The following is a 21,054-nucleotide window of genomic DNA, read 5'->3' on the forward strand; positions in this document are numbered from 1 at the left end:
GCTCGGCTGCCGTGTTGAAGCACTGGGTCCATTCGATGCCAATCCCCGGCAGCCTTCGATCCAGCTCGGAGACGGTTTCCCAGTCGTCGGCCCTGATCCACTCGACCAAGGCAAGAGCCGCCTCCCGCGTCGGATATGTGGCCACCCAATCCCGCCGCTTGATCTGCTCCGGCGTCATGTCCGGTCACCCTTGGCGGTCATCCGACCCATTCGGTAGAGATACGCAATCGGCGAACCCTCGGGGTTCTCGATCTCGTCCACCGCGAACGGGTCGAGGGTGCCCATGGCAACCAGCCGGTCAATCGTCTGGTGGTATTGCTTGACGTCGGTCGGGCTCATCGTCCGCCACTCATCCTTGCTCGGCTGGACCACGATGCCTTGCGCTATCATTCGTCTCGATTTCCTTCGCTCCTTTGCTGCTTTCAGTGATTTCGTTCGGCGCATCTTGGCGCGCTGTGAAAGAGCTTCGTCGGGCGTTATCCGCTGGCCCCGTATTTGGTCGAGCGTCAGCCTTTCCCGGCCCCCCCGCTCTGCCCTCTCGTCGTGGTCGAGCTTATGCCGCTTGCCTCGCCTGTCGTCGTCCTGGCGGGCCTTCGCCTCGGCAATCTTGCCGGTGACCATGGCGTCCCAATCCGCTTGGGTGAAGCTCTCAACCTCGGTCGAGGTCATGACCAAGAACACCACTTCCCGGTCAGTCAGCCCCACGGCGTCGTTATGCGCCTGCATGATCTGGAACGCGGTCGGGCAATAGACACAACTGCCGGTCTCGCTCACCAGCCCGCGCCAGCCCCGCACGGGGTCATCCTCAATGGTCGAGGTGCCGTCTGGGTGTCGGTCGAGGTATTGCGCCATGAACGCCGTAACGGCCCCATGGGTGACGTATCGATCTAGGTGGTCGTTCGGGTCCCATCCGGGCGTCCGCAGCGTGACCAACGCTTTCTCATCTGGGCTCATCGTCTCCTTCGTGTTGATGTGGAAAGAGCGCCCCGGTTGGAGCGCCCTGTATAAATTGCATAGCCTAGTGATTACACAGGCGGGGCTTCAGAAGTCCTCATTCTCGACCTCAATGGCCCTTCTGTCGTCCTCGCCTACATGCTCCCTAAGGAACCCGTAGACTTCCGGCAGCTTCCGCCCGAAGTATCTCGACAACGCCCTAGCCGCGATTTCGGGGTTCAACGCCAGCTTGGTCGAGAACCGCTTAGTCAACTCGTCGGCGTATCTCTCGGCAACGGCTTCCATCCATTTCTCCTGTTCATCGTCATCGTTCAAAGCCTGATCCTTGCCATTCGCCGCAAGTCGAGCCCGAAACCACGACTTATGGTCCCCGGCCTGTTCCCCTAGGGTCTTCTTGGCGCGCCGCATGATAGACACTTGGGCTTCCGATATGCCCGAAGACTTCGCCACCGCCGCCTTGCTGTGCTTGTCAATTAGCACCAGCCGCCACGCGAAGTTCTGCCGGTCAGTGTTGTCCATCGGCAGCTTGGCCTTGGAGTTGGCCTCGCCAGCCACCAGAACGGCCTCTTCAGGCGTCCCGCCGAAGTACCTGACGGGCACCGGATCGGCCCACTTAGCAGCCCCATAGGCTTCAACCCGATGGTGCCCGTCGATTAGGATGGTCCTGTTCCCGACCACCATCACGGTGACCGGGTCGAGGGCTCCGACTGCCTTGATTGCCTTGATCAGGTCCGACACATGCCGCTCGCTGATCCCGCCCCTCGGCTGGAACAATTCCGGCATCGTCTCGATGATCTCAATGCGCAGTTCTGGTGGGCCTGTTGTGGCACCTGAAGCCGGCCTTGCGGTGAACTGATCGGTCAATTCCAGGAGTTGCTCTCCTGCACTCATTCTCGCTCCTTGTTGTTGGGGTCTCGGACACCTGTCCACCGGGAAATGCACGGATAGGCAGACACGCGCCTGAACATTCGCGGGCTCGCACCTCACCAAGACCGACCACCCCGGCGACACCTTCAAGTCTCCCCGGAAGGAGCAACGAGGGTGCCTGTCGGGTCTGCACAGGATGGTCGATCTGGGAAAGGCGCGTTTCGTAGACCTAGTGGGGGCCTTATTCGATTTGCCGCGCTGCTGCTGTGCGTTGCGTAGGTGCCAGTGGGCAACCTATTCGCCTTCGTAGGTGGTAGTGGAGGCCTTATTCGGCTGCCTGCCTCGCGAGGATGCGGCTGACAGTCTTCATGTCCATACCGACCGCAGCGCCAATCTTGTTGAAGCTCGCCCCGTCGTTGCGCATCGCGACCATCTTGGCGAGGGTGGCCTGCTCTGCCTCATTCGGCACCAGCCGCTTGTCCTTAGCCTCTCCCACGACATCAAACCCGAAAGGCTTCTTGCCGCCGTTGTAGAGGCCACGGGAAGCCATGCTGCGCTTAACGTCCCTGATGCGTTCCCTTATGCGGTCTCGCTCGTTCTCGGCCACGGCTGACAGGATCGTGAACACCAGCTTGGAAATGCCGTTCCCACATACGTCGCCACCAAGGTCCAGCATGTGCAACTCGACCTTGGAGCCCTTCAGCTCCTCCAGCGTTACCAGCGCATCGGTCGCATTGCGGAACATGCGGTCGAGCTTCGGAGTGATGATGATGTCGCCTGATGCCGTCCCGGCCAACATGCGCTGACCCTCTGGACGGTCGGCCAACGGGATCGACCCAGATACGCCCGCTTCAACAAACGTCTCGGCGATGGTCCAGCCCTTCATCATGGCATAGCCTTCGATTGCCCGCTTCTGGGTCTCAAGGCTCTCGCCTGAGTTGGCCTGCTCAAAGGTCGAAACGCGGCAGTACCCATAGACATTCATGGCTCATCCTTATGGCTGTGCAGCAGCAATGCCATACGATAGTCAATGCCATAGGCGAAATCAAGGGATTTGATGAGGTCGGGTGCGTTGGGGCTGTTGCCCTGTGCTAGTGGAAGGCTCAGTCGTCCGCGCCGCTGGTCTGGGCTCTTCGATAGAACCTGACCGGGTAAGGGGGGGCGGCGCGCGTGCCTGTTATCCGATCACCCATAAGGAAATTTCTGCAATTTTATAGCGACCCTCATTCAGGATTTCGAGAAACGCCCTGATGTAGAATGGCCTCGACCGAAAGGGGAGAACGGACTTGTACAGTGGATGGAGCTTGTCGACCCACCTCGCACCCGGTTGGCTTGAAATCGTTGTCGAAGCCTACGACGCCGGTAAGATGAAGCGGCTGCACAACATGCTCGTGCAACAGTCTTCCCTTAACAAGGACCAGCGGGTCCCCTTGCTCCGCACCTTAGTCTGCCGCTTTGATGGCTTCTGGTTCGAGAAGATCGTTGAGGGTCATTTGAACCACAGAGCCAAGGCCCCATTCACACAGCCGCTAGTCGCGCGCTTTGACCGCCCTGAGCCGGGAGTGGAGCGGACCTGCGTTGGTGCCGATGTCATCGCGTGGGTTGACTGCGTGGTCACGCCGGAGAGCTTCAGAATTGGGGGAGCCCTACCGGAGCGTCACCTATTTGAACCAATAGGAATGGTAGAACGGCAGTCCATTTAGGCCGGGCCACTCTCCCAAGCGCTTGACCGTGTACCCCTGCAGGAAACCCGGTCTGTGAATGTCGACAGGCTGCGCGGTCGGGAAGTCCGAAGTAGACTGCGACACGAAAGCCATTGTTGCGAATGAGTGTCGAAACGTCGCCCAATACCCTGTCACACCATGATCGCTTCCCTTGGAGAAGGCGAAGCTGAACTGGTCACCAACCCCTTTTGTCCCTTGAACCATCGTGTAGCCAGGCCCCAAGGTTTGCAGGAAATCGTCGGGAAGCCGACCCTCGAACCGTTGGTGGTTAGTGAACCACTTTGCAACGACGCCCCCGCCCGGCCGGATGATTTCGCGGGTCAGGCGATGGTGGAGTGCGAGCCCAATGCGAGCCGCAAACGTTGTCATGACGGAGTTCATGAGGGGGCCGATACGAAACGTCCCTGCGCCTTCAATCTGCTTGTAGGGTTGAGGCCGACCCGCCTCGGCAACCAAATGCGGATAGTTCCTAACGAACGACCGAATGGAACGCTGCATGTCAGCTCTTTGGGTGTCGGTCTCGGGGTTCGGATAAAACCGGCTGGCGAAGGCTGCCACATCGTCCATTTCGCGGGTTCCGGTGTGGCAGGATTTGCAGACCGTGACTTCTCCACCCTTTGGTCGCCATGCCCCATCGAACAGGCCCGTTGGCGGAACATGGTCTATGTCGTCGCCGGGCGCCACCCCTCCGCAGTAGATGCAGTGGGGCTGTGCAGTTCGGATGCGTTGGCTCAGGCTAACCATCTCCTCTCAGGGCCTTAAATAGCTCGCTGGAGGGCTCGCTTTGCCACCTCCAGCCTCGCTTCAGGCCCACCATAAGCCTCACTGACGGCACCCGACGAGTGACCCAAGATCATGTTCTGAACTGCCTCTGTTGCGTCAGTCCTGACCAGATTGTCCTTGAGCGTGTGTCGCAGCGAGTGCACCGTCACCTTCGGGTCGGTCACGACCTTGCGAACATGCTTCATCAGGACCTGTGAGGCTGCCGTAGCGCCACCTTCTCGGGCGTAGGCTGGGAACAGCATGGCGTGGTCTCCAGCCGCCTCGCGGGCCTCCTGAGCGGCCTTGAGCGCCTCCCCAACCAGTGGCACCCGGCGCACACTGCCGGCGTTCTTCAAGCGCCTGTGCGGGTGAAACCTGAGGTCGAGATAAGGGAAATCCCCGTCAAGGTGAACGTCTTCCACCATGAGCCCGGTCACTTCCGCCAGCCGGCATCCGGTTTGCTCCAGCATCCGCCAGATACGTTGAAGGTCGACCGAAGCGTGGCCCAGTACCCGCGCCCTGGCTGCCTTGAGTTGAGCCTCGGAGAAAGGCTTCCGGTCTTCCTTAGCCAGCGTCTGCTTCTTGACCTCCAGCCCGTTGAACGGATTGGTCGCGTCTCTAAGATCAAGCTCCTTGATGCCGTATGTGATGATCGCCCGAAGGTCGTTCAGGTAGCGATGTACCGTCGCGGGGGCCATGTCGCCATCAGCGAGCATGTGGTCCCTGACCTCCCTGGCGTCAGTCCGCGTCAGCGATCTGATCTGCGGATCACCCCGGTTCAGAGCTTTTTCGACGTGGCCTTGCACCCGCTCGACGCGCTGCCGCTTCTTGGTCTCGTCGGGCGTCCCCTCGACCCTGTCTTTCAGGTAGAGCTTCACGGCATCGGCAAGCGTCGGTTCGGGCTTCCGATCTGGCACGACCAAGGCCCGGTAAAGGTCACCCTGCCCGGTCTCCTCCAGATGGTCGGCCAACGCCTCAGCCGCGTCTGCACTCATCGGTCCCCATTCGGCAATTTGTCGTGTCGCCCATTGGTAGCTTTCAAGCTTGGTCTTGGGCTGGGCCTTCGTGGGCTGGCCCTTCATTGCCGCCTTCAACTCGGTCTCGGCCTGCTTGTGAGCGTGGTCGTAATGTCGCACCACCTCAGCGGGCGTCTTGCCAAGGGGGAGAATGATCCACGCCTTTCCAAGCGCCGGTCTCAGGAAGTTGGGCACCTTCCGCCGATAGCGATAGTGCGCCTTGCCGGAGGGTTGATGAACGTAGGGGAGATTGATGTCCAAGGGTGAGCCTCCAGAGGGACCTTTAAGTGGACCTCCGGGGACGCTCAACGCCTTGATTTCCTTGGATTTCACGCGTTTGCGTGGGATAGATGGTGCCCAGAAGAGGACTCGAACCTCCACTCCTTGCGGAACACGGACCTGAACCGTGCGCGTCTACCAATTCCGCCATCTGGGCTGGTGCGGGCTCATGTAAGCGGGCAAACGATATGTGTCAACGCGCTTTTTCGAGGGCCGCTGCCTGCCGGCTTAGTTTCCCGGGGGTCAGCGCCGCCCCTCACCTGCCTGCCGGCATCCTCTCCCCGTACGGTGACGGGGAGAGGGGCGCTCTCATCGATGAATTTTCGCCAGTCACCTGCGTCACAAGAAGAGCGCCGAGGCTGCGGCCAGCCCTTTCTCCCCGTCACTATACGGGGAGAAATGCCCGGCAGGGCAATGAGGGGCAGCGCCGACTTGGCGAATGCGCTGGCCGAAAACCTCACCCCTCCAGCACGTCCTTCGACGCCACAGTGGAATCGGCGTTGAGCTTGTAGATCACCGGCACGCCGGTGCCGAGCTCGAGCTTGACGATCTCCTCGCCGCTCTTGCCGTCCAGCGCCATGATCAGCGCGCGCAGCGAATTGCCATGCGCGGCGACCAGCACGGTGCCGCCTTTCAGAACATGCGACTGCATGTCGTGCAGGTAATAGGGCCAGACGCGGGCGCCGGTGTCCTTCAGGCTTTCGCCGCCGGGCGGCGGCACGTCGTAGGAGCGGCGCCAGATGTGCACCTGCTCCTCGCCCCACTTCTGGCGCGCGTCGTCCTTGTTGAGGCCGGAGAGATCGCCATAGTCGCGCTCGTTCAGCGCCTGGTCGCGGGTCGTCTTCAAATCGCTCTGGCCGACCGCGTCGAGAATGTGCTGGCAGGTCTTCTGCGCCCGGATCAGCGCCGAGGTGAAGGCAATGTCGAATTTCAAGCCGCGTGCCTTGAGCTTCTGGCCGGCTTCCTTGGCCTCCTTGTGGCCCTGCTCGGTAAGGTCGACATCGCGCCAGCCGGTGAACAGGTTCTTCAGGTTCCATTCGCTCTGGCCGTGGCGCACGAGCACGAGAGTTCCCGACATGTTTGCTCCTTCAAAATTATGGATAGTTTAGCTCAAGCCGAGCACGTCCCGCATGGAATAAAGTCCAGGCTTTTTACCGCGCGCCCAGAGCGCGGCCTTGACCGCGCCGCGGGCAAAGATGGCGCGGTCCTCGGCATGGTGCGACAGCGTGATGCGCTCGCCGGTCCCGGCCAGGATGACGCTGTGGTCGCCGACCACCGAGCCACCGCGCAAGCTGGCAAAGCCGATCGTTCCTGGCTTGCGCACGCCGGTATGGCCATCGCGTGACCGCACATCGTTGCCGGCAAGGGAAATGCCGCGTCCCGCCGCCGCCGCTTCGCCGAGCAGCAAGGCGGTGCCCGAGGGCGCGTCGACCTTGTGCTTGTGATGCATTTCGAGGATCTCGATGTCGAAATCCTCTGGACCGAGCGCGCGCGCGGCCTGCTCGACCAGCACCGCCAGAAGATTGACGCCGAGGCTCATATTACCGGATTTGACGATCGTCGCGTGGCGCGCCGCCGCTTCGATCCTGGCGTCGTCTTCCGCCGAGCAGCCGGTGGTGCCGATGACATGGGCAATGCGTGCCTGCGCGGCATAGCCTGCGAATTCGACGGTGGCTGCCGGCATGGTGAAATCAAGCACGCCGTCGGCCTTGGCGAACACCGGCAGCGGATCGTCCCCGATCGTCACATTGATGATGCCGATGCCGGCAAGCTCGCCCGCATCCCTGCCGAGATAGGGCGATCCGGCTCGTTCGACCGCGCCGACGACGCGGGCGCCGGGGATCGAATGGATGGCGCGGATCAGCGTCTGGCCCATGCGGCCGGCCGCCCCCACCACCACCAGGCCCATTTCGCCGGATTCGCTCATGCTGTTCTCCCCACCGCCTTCTTGGCGCGGCTGCGCCGGACCGGAGTTTGGACGGGCTTGGAGTCGTCGACAAGCCCCAGTCCGTTCTTGCCTTGAATGCGGTGGAAGCGGGCGTAGACACTGTTTGGATCGGCCATTAGCGCGGCATGGGTGCCTTCCTCGACCAGGCGGCCCTCTTCAAGCACGATAATGTGGTCGGCGTTGACGACCGTCGACAGGCGGTGCGCTATCACGATGGTGGTGCGCCCTTCCATCACATGGGTCAGCGCCTCCTGGACGCGCGCCTCGGCCTCGTTGTCGAGCGCCGAGGTCGCTTCGTCGAGCAAAAGGATCGGCGCGTTGCGCACGATCGCCCGCGCAATCGAGACGCGCTGGCGCTGGCCGCCGGAAAGTGTCGAGCCGCCCTCGCCGACGGGCGTGTCGTAGCCCTGCGGCTGCTGACGGATGAACTCGTCGGCCGCCGCCAGCACCGCCGCCCGCTCGATCTCGGCGTCGGTCGCCGAAAGCCGGCCGAAACGGATGTTGTCGCGTATGCTGCCTTCGAACAGATAGGGCGCCTGCGAGACATAGGCGATCGAGCCGCGCAGCGAGTGCTTGGTGACTTTGGAAATGTCCTGGCCATCGATCTCGATCGAACCCTTGTCGACATCGTAGAAGCGCTGCAGCAGCGCCACGAGCGTCGTCTTGCCGGCGCCCGAGGCCCCGACCACCGCCGTAACCTTGCCGGCCGCGGCGGTGAAACTCAGGTTCCTGATCACCGGCATGCCGGCGCTGTAGCCGAACGTCACATTGTCGAAGCGAACCTCGCCGGTGGTGATCCTGGCTTCGACCGCGTCGGGCGCATCGCCCTGTTTAGGCTCCAGGTCGAGCAGCTCGTAAATCATCCGGGCGTTGACCAGGGCACGTTCCATACCAACCTGCGTACGAGCCAGGCGCCGTGCCGGGTCGTAGGCCATGATCAGCGCGGTGATGAAGGAAAACACAGCGCCTGGTGGTTGTCCGAGCACCAGCGCCCGGTAGCCGGAATAGGCAAGGACGGAGGTAATGGCGAGACCGCCCAAAATCTCGGAAATCGGCGACAGCCGCTCCGCGACCCGGGCGATCTTGTTGTTACGCTGCTCGGCCGTATCGGCCATGATGCCGATCCGGCGCGCCAGCTCGGCTTCCAGGGTGAAGGCCTTGACGATGGCAATGCCTTGGGTGGCCTCCTGCACGGACCCGTTCAGCCGCGAGTTGATCAGCACCGATTCCCGGTTGATGCGCCGCAATCGGCGGGTGATGTAGACGACGGCCCAGATCAGCGGCGGCCCGATCAGCAGCGAGCTGAGCGACAACACCGGATCCTGGTAGATCATGACGCCGACGAGGGCGATCAGCGAGACCGCGTCGCGGCTGATGGAGGTCAGCGTCAGCGATAGCAGATCGCGAACGCCCCCGACATTCTCGTTGACCTGTGCCGCCAGCCGACCGGAACGCGTATCGTTGAAGAAGTCGACGCCGAGCTTCATCAGGTGGTCGAAGCTGCGCTTCTGGTAGCGGGCGACCAGATTGTTGCCGATCTTGGCCAACGCGACCGCCTGGCCGTAACCGGCGAAGCCGCGCAGCACGGAGGCGGCCATGAACCCGGCGCAGATCCAGACGATCATGTCGCCGCGTCGTTCGTAGAAGATCTCGTTGATCATCGGGGCCATGATCCACGCCGTGAAGGCGGTGGTGGCGGAAACAATCAGCAGGCAGCCGACGGCAACGACATAGGTCCAGCGATATTCACTACCGTTTTCGGCCAGGATGCGGCGCAGCACCGCAGTGACCTCAGCTGGCTGGACTTTCAGTTTGAGTGGACTTTGAGCGGTCAAATCGCGGGCGCTTCGTGGTTTGCTAGAGCATGATGCCGAAAAGTGTGAAGCGGTTTTCGGACGACATCATGCTCTATCTCTTTGATTTAGAGCCGGATTCAGATTTCAGGTCGATTCGATCTGAAATCATCCGGCTCTAGGGATGCCAGGCTGGAATTCGGCCCCCTCTTAGCGCCCCGGCTACGGCTTGCCTATGGCGAAACTTCGTCGCGGCCCGAGGTTAGGGTCACGAAAGCGGCAGCCATTTCCAGGAAAATACCCGTTTTCGGGACGAAATGGATCATGCCCGCCAGCGCCGCCCCGCCGTCTGGACGCCGAACAGCGACGGGTTGCGGGCATAGGCGGCAAGGCCCAGAAGTGCCGCCAGCGGGTGGGTGATGACATAGACCGGCATCGAGGCCATCAGCGCGCTGTGCGGCGCCTTGTCCTCGAAGGCGGCGCGGAAATTGCCTTCCTTCAGCGCGGGCACGATCTTTTGCGCGATGCCGCCGGTCAAGAACACGCCGCCGCGGCTCATGAACACCAGCGCGAGGTCGCCGGCGGTGCGGCCGAGGCAGGTGACGAACAGCGCCAGCGCTTCCTCGGCGACCGCATCGGTCTTGGCCAGGGCCGCCCCGGTGATTTCGGCCGGCGTGGTGAACGGCGCCCGCTTGCCGTCGGCCTTGGCGACCGCCCGGTAGACATTGACCAGACCGCGCCCGCACAGGATCTGCTCGCCCGAAATGCGGCCGTCCAGCTTTTCGATATGCGGGAACACCTCGAAATCGCGCGGCGTCCGCGGACCGATATCCATGTGGCCGCCTTCGCCAGGCACCGGTATCCAGTGGTGGAGGGCATGAACCAACCCGGCGACGCCGAGGCCGGTGCCGGGACCGAGCACGACACGCCCGGCATTCTCCTCCGGCGTGCCGCCGCCGATCTTTTCCATGTGCTCTTCGCCGAGCGCCACGACGGCCAGCGCCTGCGCCTCGAAATCGTTGAGCACGACGATGTCGCCCAGGCCCAGATTGGCAAACATCTGCTTCGGCTTCACCACCCAGGGACAGTTGGTAAGCGGGATCTCGTCGCCATCGACCGGTCCGGCGATGGCCAGCACTGCCGAATTCGGCCGGATGGACGACCGGTCGAGCACCGCCGCCTGGATCGCCTCGTCTATGGTGGCGAAATTGGCGGTTTGCACGATATGCGGCTCACCGGCTTCCGAATTTGCGTCGAGCACGATCGAAAAGCGCGCATTGGTGCCGCCGATGTCGCCGATCAGCACTGGAAACCGCAACGCGGTGTCGTCGTCGCCTGACATGCTCTTGCTCGTCCCCTTTGCGGCGCCGTTGCGACCGTTTCAATCGCCCGGTTTTTCAATCGCCCGGTTTTCAATCGCCCCGGTTTTCAATCGCCCCGGTTTTCAATCGCCCCGGTTTTCAATCGCCCCGGTTTTCAATCGATTGACTAGCGCATGGCCCAGGAAAGGGAAAGCGTCAGTTCGCCATCACTGTCCGACGTTTGCCGGCGGCCGTCGCCTTGGCAGGGGAATGCCGATCTCCGGCGTGGCGGTGAAGGCGTTGGCTGCGTTTGGCAAGCCGCCCGCATTGCCCGCAATAGGCGGAGGCGCGTCGGGTTCCGGCGCCCTGGCGGCGATCGGCACGCCGCCGCCGCGATAGGTGACGGCTTCGGCCGAGTCCGCGTCGGGCTGGTCAAGCACGAACTGGCATTGTTTCGGCAGGTTCGCCATCGTCATCAGGTCGCGCGCCTTGGGCGCATCCGGGTTCTTGTTGGGGCGCCACGGCTCCTCGGTAAACCACCAGGCCAGCGGCTTGCCGCAGCCGTCATCGTCGGGCGTCGCTTCCTGTCCCTTGCAGTTGGGCGAACCCGGCTGGCAGCCGATGCGGATGTGGAAATGATAGTCATGGCCCCAGAACGGCCGGATTTTTCTCAGCCAGGTACGGTCGCCGGTGACGGTGTCGCACAGCTTCTTCTTGATGCCTGGATTGACCAGGATGCGCTCGACCTCCGGATAGCTCGCGGCGCGCTTCAGCAGCTTGGTGTGCATCGGCTTCCACAGCCTGTCCTTCACCAGATGCGTCTTGTCGTCGACCATCAGCGTCGCGCTGATGTTTTCTCGCTCCTGGGTGGTGAGCTTGCGGTCGGGCATCGGCGTCAGCCAGATGTCGGCGTCGAGGCCGATCTGGTGCGAGGCGTGCCCGGTCAGCATCGGCCCGCCGCGCGGCTGCGAAATGTCGCCGATCAACAGCCCCGGCCAGCCGTCGGCGGCGGCATCGCGCGACAGTTTCTCGATCAGCGCGATCATCGTTGGATGACCCCAACGCCGGTTGCGCGAGGGACGCATCACCTCCCAGTTCTGGCCGTCCATCGGAATGGCGACGCCGCCGGTGAAGCAGCCCTTTGAATAGAAGCCGAAGGATTGCGCCGCGGCCACCGCCGGCAGCTTCTTGGCGCCGAACAGGTCTTTTGCCCGTGGCTCGGCCGTGATTGCGCCCGCCACCAGCCCGGCCAGCGCCATGATCGCCAGCGCCGCCGTCAGGAACGGCCGTCTGCCGGTCAAGGATCGCATCGAAATCGTCATGAACCCCACTGCAAAAGTCCGCAACACAATCGAATCATATCACCCTCGGGCTCGCGTTTCGATTATCTACCTTCATCGGGCTGCGCGGCTCGCCGTCGCGCCAGCTGCCGTCGGCCCACATCCGATCGAACGCCTGGCGGTAGTCCGGATAGCGGAACCGGTAGCCCGCTGCCTTGATCGCGGCGTTGGCGACGCGCTTGTTCTCGCCATAGAAGGACCGCGCCATGGGCGAAAGTTGGGCGGTCTCGAAAGGAATCTCTGGCGGCGGCTCGACGCCCATCAGCGAAGCGGCATAGGTGACGACATCCTGCGGCGGCGCCGGCTCGTCATCGGTGACGTTGAAAATGCCGCCTCTATTGCCACCGATGAGGTGCCAGAGCGCGCCGGCGATGTCGTCGCAATGGATGCGGTTGAACACCTGGTCGGGCTTGACCAGCCGCCTGGCCGTGCCGTTTTCCAGATTGACCAGCGCGTTGCGTCCCGGCCCATAAATGCCGGAAAGCCGCAGGATCGCCACCGGCTTGCCGGTCTTGAGGCCAAGCTGCAGCCAGTCCCGCTCGGCTGCCACGCGCATGGCCGAGCGTTTCGATACCGGCCGGCACTCGGCCGTTTCATCGACCCAGGCGCCGTCATAATTGCCATAGACGCCGACGGTCGAGAGATAGCCGATCCAGCGAAGCGCCGGCATCGCCTCGATCGCCTTGCGCGCGGCGAGAAGCACAGGGTCGCCGGCCTCCTCCGGTGCCACGGAGACGACGAGATGGGTGGTGGTCTCCAGCGTTTCGCCGATTTCAGGTGTCAGGGCGCCGTGAAACAGCAGCGGCGCGATGCCGGCCTGACGCAATGCCTCGAATTTCTCGGCCGAGCGCGTGGTGCCGAAGATCGTAATCGCCTCCGCATTGGCCCGTGCAAAGGCTTTGCCCGAATAGCCGGCGCCGAAGATAAAAACCTGTTTTTCGCTCATGCGTGCGCCTCAATTGGCAATGCGGACAGCCATTCGTCCTGCACTGTCGTGTCGGTTTCGGTTTTCAAGTAGATCGCCGCCTGCCCGTTGAATTCGGCGGCCGTCACCAGCCGCGCCAGCGCCCAGATCGCCGCGCCGCGCACCAGCGGCGAGGCGTCGCCAAGGAGGGTGCGGACAGGGTCAGCCAGCAAAGTATCGCCGGAATTGCCGGCGGCAACCAGCACGTTGCGGACAAAACGATCGCGGCCGATGCGCTTGATCGGCGAGCCCGAGAAGAAAGACCGGAACGCCGTGTCGTCCAGCTGCAACAGCTCGCCGAGCGGCGGCTCGCGCAGTTCGTCGCGGGCAGCAAGCTTGGCTTCCGAAGCGGCGCGGGCAAACTTGTTCCACGGGCAGGCGGCGAGACAATCGTCGCAGCCATAGACGCGGTTGCCGATCTTTTCGCGGAATTCTTGCGGGATGGGCCCCTTGTTCTCGATGGTCAGGTAGGAGATGCAGCGCCGGGCATCGAGCCGGTAGGGCGCCGGAAAGGCGTCGGTCGGGCAGGCGTCGAGACAGGCGCGGCAGGAACCGCAATGGTCTACCTCGGTCGCATCGGGCGTGAGCTCAGCCGTGGTGAAGATGGTGCCGAGAAACAGCCAGGAGCCGTGCTCGCGGCTGACCAGGTTGGTGTGCTTGCCTTGCCAGCCGAGCCCGGCGGCCTCAGCCAGCGGCTTTTCCATCACGGGCGCCGTATCGACGAAAACCTTCACGTCGCCGCCGGCCCGCGCCACGATCTTGCCGGCGATCTCCTTCAGCCGGCCTTTCATCACCTCGTGATAGTCGCGGTTTTGTGCATAGACCGAGATCGCGCCGCGATCGCGCCTTGCCTGCAGCGCACGCGGATCGTGGTCGGGGCCGTAATTCATTGCCAGCACGATGATCGAGCGCACCTCGGGCCACAGCGTCGAAGGCTCGCTGCGGCGTTGGAGCGTCTCCGCAATCCACGCCATCGAACCGTGAAAACCATCGGCGACGAATTCGGCCAATCTGGCCGGCGCCAGCGGGATCGCATCGGGCGTGGTGACGGCAACCGCATCGAAGCCTGCGCGCCGCGCCTCGGCGTCGACCAGCGCGCGCAGGGTTTGGCTTCTAGAAGTCGAGGTCCGCATAATGCGACACCGGCGACAGGCCGCGCACTCGGTCGGTGAGCAGCGGCCGGAACGACGGCCGCGATTTCACCCGCGTGTACCATTCGCGCGCCGCGGCATGCTCGCGCCAATCGATCTCGCCGAGATAATCCAGCACCGACAGCGTCGCGGCCGCCGCCAGGTCGGCATAGGTGACCTTGCTGCCGGCCAGCCAATGACGGGTGCCGGCCAGCCAGTTGGTGTACTTCATGTGCTGGCGAATGTTGGCGCGCGCCGCGCGGATCGCCGCCGAATCGGGGGAACCGCCGCCCGCCGTTTCCGGCATCACCGGCTTCAGCACGCGCTCGCGCACCAGATGCCGGGTCACTTCGCTCTCGGCCTTGTTGAGATACCAGTCTGTGAGACGGCGGATTTCGGCGCGCTGCATCGGGTCTTCCGCAAACAGGCGCTTGTCGCGCTTCAGGACGCCACGTGTCTCGTCAAGATATTCCGCGATCACCATGGCGCCGACGATCGGCACGTCGCCCTCGGCAAGCAGGATAGGCAAGGTGCCGGCCGGGTTCAGCGCCAAAAACTCCTTGCGCCGCGTCCACGGTTTTTCCTCGATCAGCGCCAGCTCCTCGCCATATTCGCCGAAGGCGAGGCGCACGAAGCGGCAGGTGGCGAACATCGGGTGATGGAAAAGCGTCAGCATGATTCCGCGATATTAAGGCGCACTGGCGAATCGCCGTCCGCACCGGTAAGTCTTGGCGGCCCGTCATGCGGCCGTCACGGTGCTGCGACCTATAGGGGGACTTCCGCGCCGTGACAAGCAAGCCCTTTTGCCAGCCGTTTCCTTCCGTCCCTTGAATGCCGAGGTTGCCATGGATAGCCACACCATTGTCGAAGCCCTGCTGCTCGGCCTGCTGGAGGGGCTGACCGAGTTCATCCCGGTCTCCTCGACCGGCCATATCCTGCTCGCCGGCCATTTCCTCGGCTTCCATTCCACCGGCAAGGCTTTTGAGATCCTGATTCAGCTCGGCGCCATCCTGGCGATCCTCAGCGTCTATTTCCGCCGTCTGTGGCAGATGCTGCTCGACCTGCCGCATGACCGGCTGACGCGGCATTTCGTCCTCGGCATCCTGATTGCCTTCCTGCCGGCCGCCATCATCGGCGCGCTGGCGCATGATTTCATCAAGACGGTGCTGTTCGAATCGCCAAGGCTGATCTGCATCATGCTGATCATCGGCGGCGTCGTGCTGCTGGTCGTCGACCGCATGAAGCTGCAGCCGGTCTACCGCGACGTCGAGCGCTTCCCGACAAGGCTTTATTTGCAAATCGGCCTGTTCCAGTGCCTGTCGCTGATCCCCGGCACGTCGCGCTCCGGTTCGACCATCGTCGGCGCGCTGCTGCTGGGCGTCGACAAGCGCGCGGCGGCGGAATTCTCCTTCTTCCTCGCCATCCCGACCATGGTCGGCGCCTTCGCCTTCGATCTGTTCAAGAACCGCAACGTGCTGAGCAGCGCCGATCTGCCGATCATCGCCATCGGCTTCGTCGCCGCCTTCGTTACCGCGCTGATCGTCGTGCGCTTCCTGCTCGATTACGTCTCGCGCAACGGCTATTCGCTGTTCGGCTGGTGGCGCCTGGTCGTGGGTGGCGTCGGGCTGGTGGCGTTGATGATCTGGGGGTGAGCTTTACCCTCCCCCTTGTGGGGGTCCGAAGGACGGGCGAGACAGGCGGCTCGCCCCGGTCAGTCGATCCGCAAAGCGGATCGGGGTGGGGGTCGGCGCCACACCCCGCCCCGTTTCGCCAACGACGCGTCGCGTCGCTTGCTCACAAAGGGGGAGGGTAAAGGCCGCTAACTCCTCCCAAAAAACGCGTTCTCGACATGCACCGGCCAGCGCCAGGGCAGCACCGCGATCATGTCGAAGCGCATCGACAATCTGCCGTAGTCCGGCTGCCGCGACAGCCAGATGTCGGCGGCGCCTTCGATGCGGCGCTCCGATTCGTGGCCAATCGCCTCCATCGCTTCCATCAGCGTGCGCCGCGCCTTGACCTCGACGAACAGCACCAGGTCGCCGCGCCTGGCGATCAGGTCGATCTCGCCGAAGCGGGTGCGATGCCGGCGGGCGAGGATGCGATAACCTTTCAGCATCAGCGCCGCTGCCGCCAGCCACTCGCCGCGATGGCCGCGCCGATAGGCTTTTTGGCGGCTGGCGGCCGGGCGCTCAGCCACCTTCGCCTTCTCCAACCGCATCCCTGAGTTCCAGCAGCCGCCGGTAAAGCGCCTGCTTCTGCCCGCCGGTCATCTTCGCCGCCTCCGCCGCCGCCTTGGACGCCGGCATTTCGGCGGCCAGCGACAGCAGCAGCCTGTCGATGTCGGCGGGTTGGTCGGGCTTGATCTCGGCGGGCCCGACGCAGATGACGATCTCGCCCTTCGGCGTGTCAGCCGCCGCATAGTGGTCGGCCAGCGCCTGCAGCGTTCCCGTCCGCATCTCTTCAAAAGTCTTGGTCAGCTCGCGGCCGATGGCGGCCTTGCGCGCGCCGCCCAACGCCTCGACCATGGCGACCAGCGTTTCGGCCAGCCGACGCGGCGACTCGAAGAAGATCAGCGTTGCCGGCACCGCCCTGAACGTTTCGAGCTTTGTCAGCCGCTGCCCAGATTTCACCGGCAGAAACCCGGCAAACAGGAAGGCGTCGGACGGCAGGCCCGACGCCGTCAGCGCCGCCAGCGGCGCCGATGGGCCGGGGATCGGCACCACGCGCAGGCCGCGCTCCAGCGCTTCGCCGACCAGCCGGTAGCCTGGGTCGGAGATCAGCGGCGTGCCGGCATCCGAAATCAGCGCCACGCTCTGCCCGGCCTCGAGTGCCGCGATCAGCTTCGGTCCGGCCTCGCCGGCATTGTGTTCATGATAGGCCGTGGTGCGGCGGCGGATGCCGTAGCGGTCGAGCAGCACGCGCGAGACGCGGGTGTCCTCGCAGGCGACGACGTCGGCGGCCGCCAGCGTTTCCAGCGCGCGCAGCGTGATGTCGGAGAGGTTGCCGATCGGCGTCGCCACCAGATACAGCGCCGGCGCCAGCGGCCGGACCGCGATCTCGGTCTGCCCGATCACATAGCTGCGCTTCTCGCCGGTCACCGGGGTCTCTCCATTTCGCCCTGTTTGGCACGGCGCGCGCCGGGTTGCAAAACTCCCGAACGTCGAGCCAAACCTGACGCCGATGTAACCCGGCGGCCATGTCTTTGCCACAGTGGGGAACGAAAGCGTGGCTGGCGGATTGAATACCTGAGTCTCTTGAGGAGGAGGACAGGATGGACAGCCTGGAATTGCAGGACGTTTTCGAGCCCTATTATGCCGAGCGCAAGCGCTTCACTGCGCGAAAGGGCAAGCGTGCGCTCGCCGAAAGCGACACCGGCCTGGCCAGTCGGGCGGCCACCGCCTTGCCGACGAATGTCAGGCTTTCGGACAACAAACCGGACAGCACGACGGAGCACTGACCGTACGATGCCCAATCGTTTCGATATCTTCATCACCCGTCTTGAAACGAAGAGCGCCCGCGAAGGCGCGCCGCCGCATCCGATGAACGACCAGAACAGCGTCCGCCGGGACAAGAGCGACGCCAAGCCGGCCCGGACCGGAGAGGCGCATGCCGAGAAACACCGCGGCAAGCGCCGCTTCAAGCACGACGCTTAGTTTGTCGATCGGTGCAACATCGTCATCCTAGGGCGAAGCAAGGAGCGAAGTGACGCGGCGCAGACCCTATGATCCATTCCGTGACCTCTGCCGAAGGATGCAGCGGCGCAGAATTCTGAACCGCTGCAGCGCCTTAACCTCGCGGCATGAATCCTCGGGTGAAGTCCGAGGATGGCGAACGCGGGCGTGGAACGCCCCAACCACATCAGTCAGCCCAGGTATCGCGTCACCCTCACCTCCAGCAATCGCACCAACTCCGGATCCATGAATCCGTAATCATCCGGGATGTCGAGGCAGATGACGCGGGCCTTCTTCAGGCTCTCCTTGAATTTCTTCTGCAGCTTGGTGCGGTGCGCCTTTTCCATCACGAAGACGATGTCGGCCCAGGCGACCAGCTCATGCGTCAGCGGCGTGTCTGCATCGTGATTGGTGCCGGCCGACTCGACCTCGATATCCCTACGTTTGGAGAACACCTGCTCGGCGGTCGGGCTGCGCAAGCGGTTCTGGCTGCAGACGAACAGGACGTTCTTCACCGACTACTCATCCCAGATCTTACGCAGATTTTTGCTGAGAGGGATGTACTGATCAAATGTGAGTCCATTCAGATCAAACTCGAGCAACTCATCCTTGGCGATTCCGCGAAGCTTATTTCCAATATATGTTATGAAACTGAGGACAACGCTGAATTCGCTCAAGTGGGTCAATTTTAGTTTCGATGTGACCGTTGCGTTCCTGATGAAAATCGCCTGAGCCTCAAAGAGGTCGTCTTGCTCTGGAGATCTCAAGATTTCGGTCAATCCAAACTCGAACACATCATCCGTGTTCAATGTCATCAAGGTCTCGTGGATCAGGAACGTCATCGCAGGAGTCACCTCGGATGCGGCGCTGGCACGCCAGCGGTTCAACAAGTCGACTTTCTAACATCCTTGCTCAAGCCGATAAATCGTCCAACAGCCCGGCCATTTGCCCTGTGGGCTCACCGCGCCAAATCCGCCACCACGGCATCGAGCACGATCATGCCGGCTGGCGTGGCGCGTAGCCTGGCATTGCCGATCGGCGCCACCAGCCCCTCATCCTGCAGCACGGTCAGCCGGGCGCTCGACAGGCCGCGCCCGGAAAACGCCTCGTAGCGGGAAAGGTCGATGCCTTCGGCCAACCTCAGCCCCATCAGCAGGAACTCGTCGGCCTCTTCGGAGCGCGTCAGGATCTCGCCGCCGGTGACGCCATGGCCCCTGGCCTCCACCAGATTGGCCCAGGTCTCCGGCATCCGCTCGGCGATCGTCACGGTGCGGTGGCCGTTCTCGATAAAGCGGCCATGCGCGCCCGGTCCGACGCCGACATATTCGCCATAGCGCCAATAGGTCAGATTGTGCCGGCTCTCGGCGCCCGGCCTGGCGTGGTTGGAAATCTCATAGGCCGGCAGGCCATGCGCCGCGGTGACCTCCTGAGTCAGCGCATAGAGATCGGCGGCCCGGTCATTGTCGGGAACGGTAAACTTGTGCGCCGCATGCAGCGCATGGAACGGCGTGCCTTCCTCGATGGTCAGCTGGTAGAGCGACAGATGGTCGGCGGCATGGCCGATCGCCTGTTCGAGCTCCGCCTGCCATTCGTCCAGCGTCTGGCGGGGGCGGGCGTAGATCAGGTCGAAGGAGAGTCTTGGGAATATGTCCCGTGCCAGCCCGATGGCATGCAGCGCCTCGTCGACATTGTGCAGTCGGCCGAGAAAGCGCAGATCCTTGTCGTTCAGCGCCTGCACGCCGAGCGAGACGCGGTTGACGCCGGCGGCTCGGTAGCCGCGAAAGCGCTCGGCCTCGACCGAGGATGGATTGGCCTCCAGCGTCACCTCGATGCCGTCGGGCACCGTCCAGTTCTTCGCCACGGCGTCCAGCACCGCCGCCACCGTCTGCGGCTGCATCAGCGACGGTGTGCCGCCGCCGAGAAAGATGCTGGTCACCTCGCGCGCCCCGGTCCGCTCGCGCATCGTCTTCAGCTCGGTCTCGAAGGCGCGGGCAAAGCGCTCCTGGTCGACCGGCTGGTGACGGACATGGCTGTTGAAGTCGCAATACGGGCATTTGGCCGCGCAGAACGGCCAGTGGATGTAGACGCCGAAGCCCGGGCTGCGGTCCAGCGACATTAAGCTGAGCCTAACCTGGCGCGGGCGAATTTCTGGAAGGCGCGGGCGCGGTGCGACAGCGACGTCGGCTGACCGGGCTTCCAGCCGTGTTTTTCCTCAGCGCTCATCTCGCCGAACGTCTTTTCGAAACCGTCGGGCAAAAACACCGGGTCGTAGCCGAAGCCGAGTTCGCCGCGCGGCGGCCACACCAGCGTTCCCTCAGCCTCGCCGCGATAATATTCAGCCTCGCCATTGGGGAAGGCCAGGCAGATGACGGCGACGAACCGCCCCTTGCGCTGCGCTGGCTCGGCGGCGCCGACCTCCTGCAAGGCCACTTCGGTGCGCTGCATGGCCATGCCGAAGTCGCGGCTGCCATCGGGAGCTTCGGCCCAATTGGCGGTGTAGACGCCGGGAGCGCCGTCGAGCGCGTCGACGCACAGGCCCGAATCGTCCGACAGCGCCGGCAGGCCGGTCGCCTTAGCCGCGGCGAAGGCCTTGATGTAGGCGTTTTCCTCGAAGGTGGTGCCGGTCTCCTCCGGTTCCGGCAGGCCGTAGTCCTTGGCCGACTTCGCCTCGAAGCCGAACGGACCCATCAAGTCGGCGAATTCGCGCAGCTTGCCTTCATTGTGGCTGGCAACGACGATCTTCTTTCCATCGAGAGAATGCATCAAAGGCCCCAGATCCTTGGCTCGGCGAATTCGATCGAATTGCCCGAGGGGTCGCGTATGTAGATCGAGCGCCCGCCCTGCGGCCATTCGAATTCGCTTTCGATGGCGATGTTTTTCGCCTCAAGTTGCGCCTTCCACTGTGCGAGTTCATCCGCACTTGCGGCAAAGCAGAGATGGCCCTCGCCGACCGTGCCATGTGGCGGCACTTTCAGCCGCGCATCGGGCGCCGGCGGGATTTTGGTGGCTTCGGCGTTGAAGACCAGCAGCACGCCCGGGCCGCAGCGGAAGAAGAGATGGCGGCCGTCGACCTTGCCGAGGAGAGGGAGGCCGAGGACGTTGGAGTAGAAGGCTTCGGCAGCGGCGAGATCCGTGACGTAAAGCGCTGACTCAAGAATAGCGGAGGGTTGCATCAGGCACCCCCCTCTGCCCTGCCGGGCATCTCCCCCGCAAGGGGGGAGATTGGCAGTTCCGCTTTCGGCGTCTCAACGTTGATGGTTGGCGAAAACGGTAGCGACCTCTGATCTCCCCCCTTGCGGGGGAGA

Annotated in this window: 22 protein-coding genes, 1 tRNA gene and 1 pseudogene; 2 read left to right on the forward strand and 22 right to left on the reverse strand. The window is 63.4% G+C overall.

Annotation, left to right across the window (positions count from 1 at the left end; all coding sequences use genetic code 11):
• Positions 1–174 precede the first annotated feature (174 nt).
• From NLY36_RS15520 to NLY36_RS15585, 14 genes are all read right to left on the reverse strand, one after another.
• Positions 175–954, reverse strand: a complete 780-nt coding sequence (locus NLY36_RS15520) for a hypothetical protein (protein WP_023736700.1) — start codon at positions 952–954, stop codon at positions 175–177.
• Between the two features lie 87 nt (positions 955–1,041).
• A complete protein-coding gene (locus NLY36_RS15525; protein WP_023736699.1) occupies positions 1,042–1,845 on the reverse strand; it encodes a ParB/RepB/Spo0J family partition protein in 804 nt (267 codons plus the stop codon).
• A gap of 301 nt (positions 1,846–2,146) precedes the next feature.
• Positions 2,147–2,806, reverse strand: a complete 660-nt coding sequence (locus tag NLY36_RS15530; RefSeq protein WP_023736698.1) for a recombinase family protein — start codon at positions 2,804–2,806, stop codon at positions 2,147–2,149.
• Between the two features lie 676 nt (positions 2,807–3,482).
• Positions 3,483–4,112: a hypothetical protein gene (locus NLY36_RS15535; protein WP_023736697.1), complete on the reverse strand. Its 630-nt coding sequence runs from the start codon at positions 4,110–4,112 to the stop codon at positions 3,483–3,485.
• A gap of 191 nt (positions 4,113–4,303) precedes the next feature.
• Positions 4,304–5,584 (reverse strand): tyrosine-type recombinase/integrase, encoded by a 1,281-nt coding sequence (locus NLY36_RS15540; RefSeq protein ID WP_023736696.1) that lies wholly within the window; start codon positions 5,582–5,584, stop codon positions 4,304–4,306.
• A 90-nt stretch (positions 5,585–5,674) separates the two neighbouring features.
• Positions 5,675–5,759: transfer RNA gene (locus NLY36_RS15545), tRNA-Leu, on the reverse strand.
• A 300-nt stretch (positions 5,760–6,059) separates the two neighbouring features.
• Complete coding sequence (locus NLY36_RS15550; RefSeq protein ID WP_023736695.1) at positions 6,060–6,680, reverse strand: 2,3-bisphosphoglycerate-dependent phosphoglycerate mutase; 621 nt, start codon at positions 6,678–6,680, stop codon at positions 6,060–6,062.
• A 27-nt stretch (positions 6,681–6,707) separates the two neighbouring features.
• A complete protein-coding gene (gene dapB, locus NLY36_RS15555; protein ID WP_023698074.1) occupies positions 6,708–7,529 on the reverse strand; it encodes a 4-hydroxy-tetrahydrodipicolinate reductase in 822 nt (273 codons plus the stop codon).
• On the reverse strand, positions 7,526–9,385 hold the full coding sequence (locus NLY36_RS15560; RefSeq protein WP_023698073.1) for an ABC transporter ATP-binding protein: 1,860 nt from the start codon (positions 9,383–9,385) through the stop codon (positions 7,526–7,528). Before NLY36_RS15560 ends, dapB begins: the two co-directional genes overlap by 4 nt.
• A gap of 280 nt (positions 9,386–9,665) precedes the next feature.
• Positions 9,666–10,685 (reverse strand): glucokinase, encoded by a 1,020-nt coding sequence (locus NLY36_RS15565; RefSeq protein ID WP_023698072.1) that lies wholly within the window; start codon positions 10,683–10,685, stop codon positions 9,666–9,668.
• 186 nt (positions 10,686–10,871) lie between these two features.
• Positions 10,872–11,954, reverse strand: coding sequence for a penicillin-insensitive murein endopeptidase (gene mepA, locus NLY36_RS15570; protein WP_502882033.1), 1,083 nt, complete (start codon positions 11,952–11,954; stop codon positions 10,872–10,874).
• A 46-nt stretch (positions 11,955–12,000) separates the two neighbouring features.
• A complete protein-coding gene (locus NLY36_RS15575) occupies positions 12,001–12,930 on the reverse strand; it encodes an SDR family oxidoreductase (RefSeq protein WP_023698070.1) in 930 nt (309 codons plus the stop codon).
• Complete coding sequence (queG, locus tag NLY36_RS15580; RefSeq protein WP_023736693.1) at positions 12,927–14,081, reverse strand: tRNA epoxyqueuosine(34) reductase QueG; 1,155 nt, start codon at positions 14,079–14,081, stop codon at positions 12,927–12,929. The genes NLY36_RS15575 and queG overlap by 4 nt, the downstream gene beginning before the upstream one ends.
• Positions 14,062–14,754, reverse strand: a complete 693-nt coding sequence (locus NLY36_RS15585) for a glutathione S-transferase family protein (protein ID WP_023681225.1) — start codon at positions 14,752–14,754, stop codon at positions 14,062–14,064. Before NLY36_RS15585 ends, queG begins: the two co-directional genes overlap by 20 nt.
• A gap of 169 nt (positions 14,755–14,923) precedes the next feature.
• On the opposite strand from NLY36_RS15585, the gene NLY36_RS15590 reads away from it, so the two are divergent.
• Complete coding sequence (locus tag NLY36_RS15590) at positions 14,924–15,730, forward strand: undecaprenyl-diphosphate phosphatase (RefSeq protein ID WP_023681226.1); 807 nt, start codon at positions 14,924–14,926, stop codon at positions 15,728–15,730.
• A 167-nt stretch (positions 15,731–15,897) separates the two neighbouring features.
• Here NLY36_RS15590 and NLY36_RS15595 read toward each other — a convergent pair whose 3' ends face one another.
• Together NLY36_RS15595 and rsmI are read right to left on the reverse strand one after the other, a co-directional pair.
• Entirely contained in the window at positions 15,898–16,275 is a 378-nt protein-coding gene (locus tag NLY36_RS15595) for a YraN family protein (RefSeq protein ID WP_023698068.1), read from the reverse strand.
• Positions 16,268–17,176, reverse strand: a complete 909-nt coding sequence (gene rsmI, locus NLY36_RS15600) for a 16S rRNA (cytidine(1402)-2'-O)-methyltransferase (RefSeq protein WP_023672060.1) — start codon at positions 17,174–17,176, stop codon at positions 16,268–16,270. Before rsmI ends, NLY36_RS15595 begins: the two co-directional genes overlap by 8 nt.
• A gap of 173 nt (positions 17,177–17,349) precedes the next feature.
• Here rsmI and NLY36_RS15605 point away from each other — a divergent pair, with 173 nt between their 5' ends.
• Positions 17,350–17,535: a hypothetical protein gene (locus NLY36_RS15605; protein ID WP_023687558.1), complete on the forward strand. Its 186-nt coding sequence runs from the start codon at positions 17,350–17,352 to the stop codon at positions 17,533–17,535.
• Positions 17,536–17,614: 79 nt separating this feature from the next.
• Here the strand turns inward: NLY36_RS15605 and NLY36_RS15610 are convergent.
• The 6 genes and pseudogenes from NLY36_RS15610 to NLY36_RS15635 all read right to left on the reverse strand — a co-directional run.
• Positions 17,615–17,749, reverse strand: a pseudogene (locus NLY36_RS15610) (EamA family transporter); the annotation flags it as partial.
• A 191-nt stretch (positions 17,750–17,940) separates the two neighbouring features.
• Entirely contained in the window at positions 17,941–18,264 is a 324-nt protein-coding gene (locus NLY36_RS15615; RefSeq protein WP_023698066.1) for a low molecular weight protein tyrosine phosphatase family protein, read from the reverse strand.
• Between the two features lie 3 nt (positions 18,265–18,267).
• Entirely contained in the window at positions 18,268–18,636 is a 369-nt protein-coding gene (locus NLY36_RS15620; protein ID WP_155923877.1) for a hypothetical protein, read from the reverse strand.
• Between the two features lie 71 nt (positions 18,637–18,707).
• The gene (gene hemW / locus NLY36_RS15625) at positions 18,708–19,865 is read right to left on the reverse strand and encodes a radical SAM family heme chaperone HemW (protein WP_023698065.1); all 1,158 of its coding nucleotides are present in this window, start codon (positions 19,863–19,865) and stop codon (positions 18,708–18,710) included.
• Positions 19,865–20,512, reverse strand: coding sequence for an RdgB/HAM1 family non-canonical purine NTP pyrophosphatase (rdgB, locus tag NLY36_RS15630; RefSeq protein WP_023698064.1), 648 nt, complete (start codon positions 20,510–20,512; stop codon positions 19,865–19,867). The genes hemW and rdgB overlap by 1 nt, the downstream gene beginning before the upstream one ends.
• Positions 20,512–20,922: a VOC family protein gene (locus NLY36_RS15635; protein ID WP_023698063.1), complete on the reverse strand. Its 411-nt coding sequence runs from the start codon at positions 20,920–20,922 to the stop codon at positions 20,512–20,514. The genes rdgB and NLY36_RS15635 overlap by 1 nt, the downstream gene beginning before the upstream one ends.
• Between the last annotated feature and the right edge of the window lie 132 nt (positions 20,923–21,054).

Source organism: Mesorhizobium sp. C399B (assembly GCF_030323185.1).
GTDB lineage: Bacteria > Pseudomonadota > Alphaproteobacteria > Rhizobiales > Rhizobiaceae > Mesorhizobium.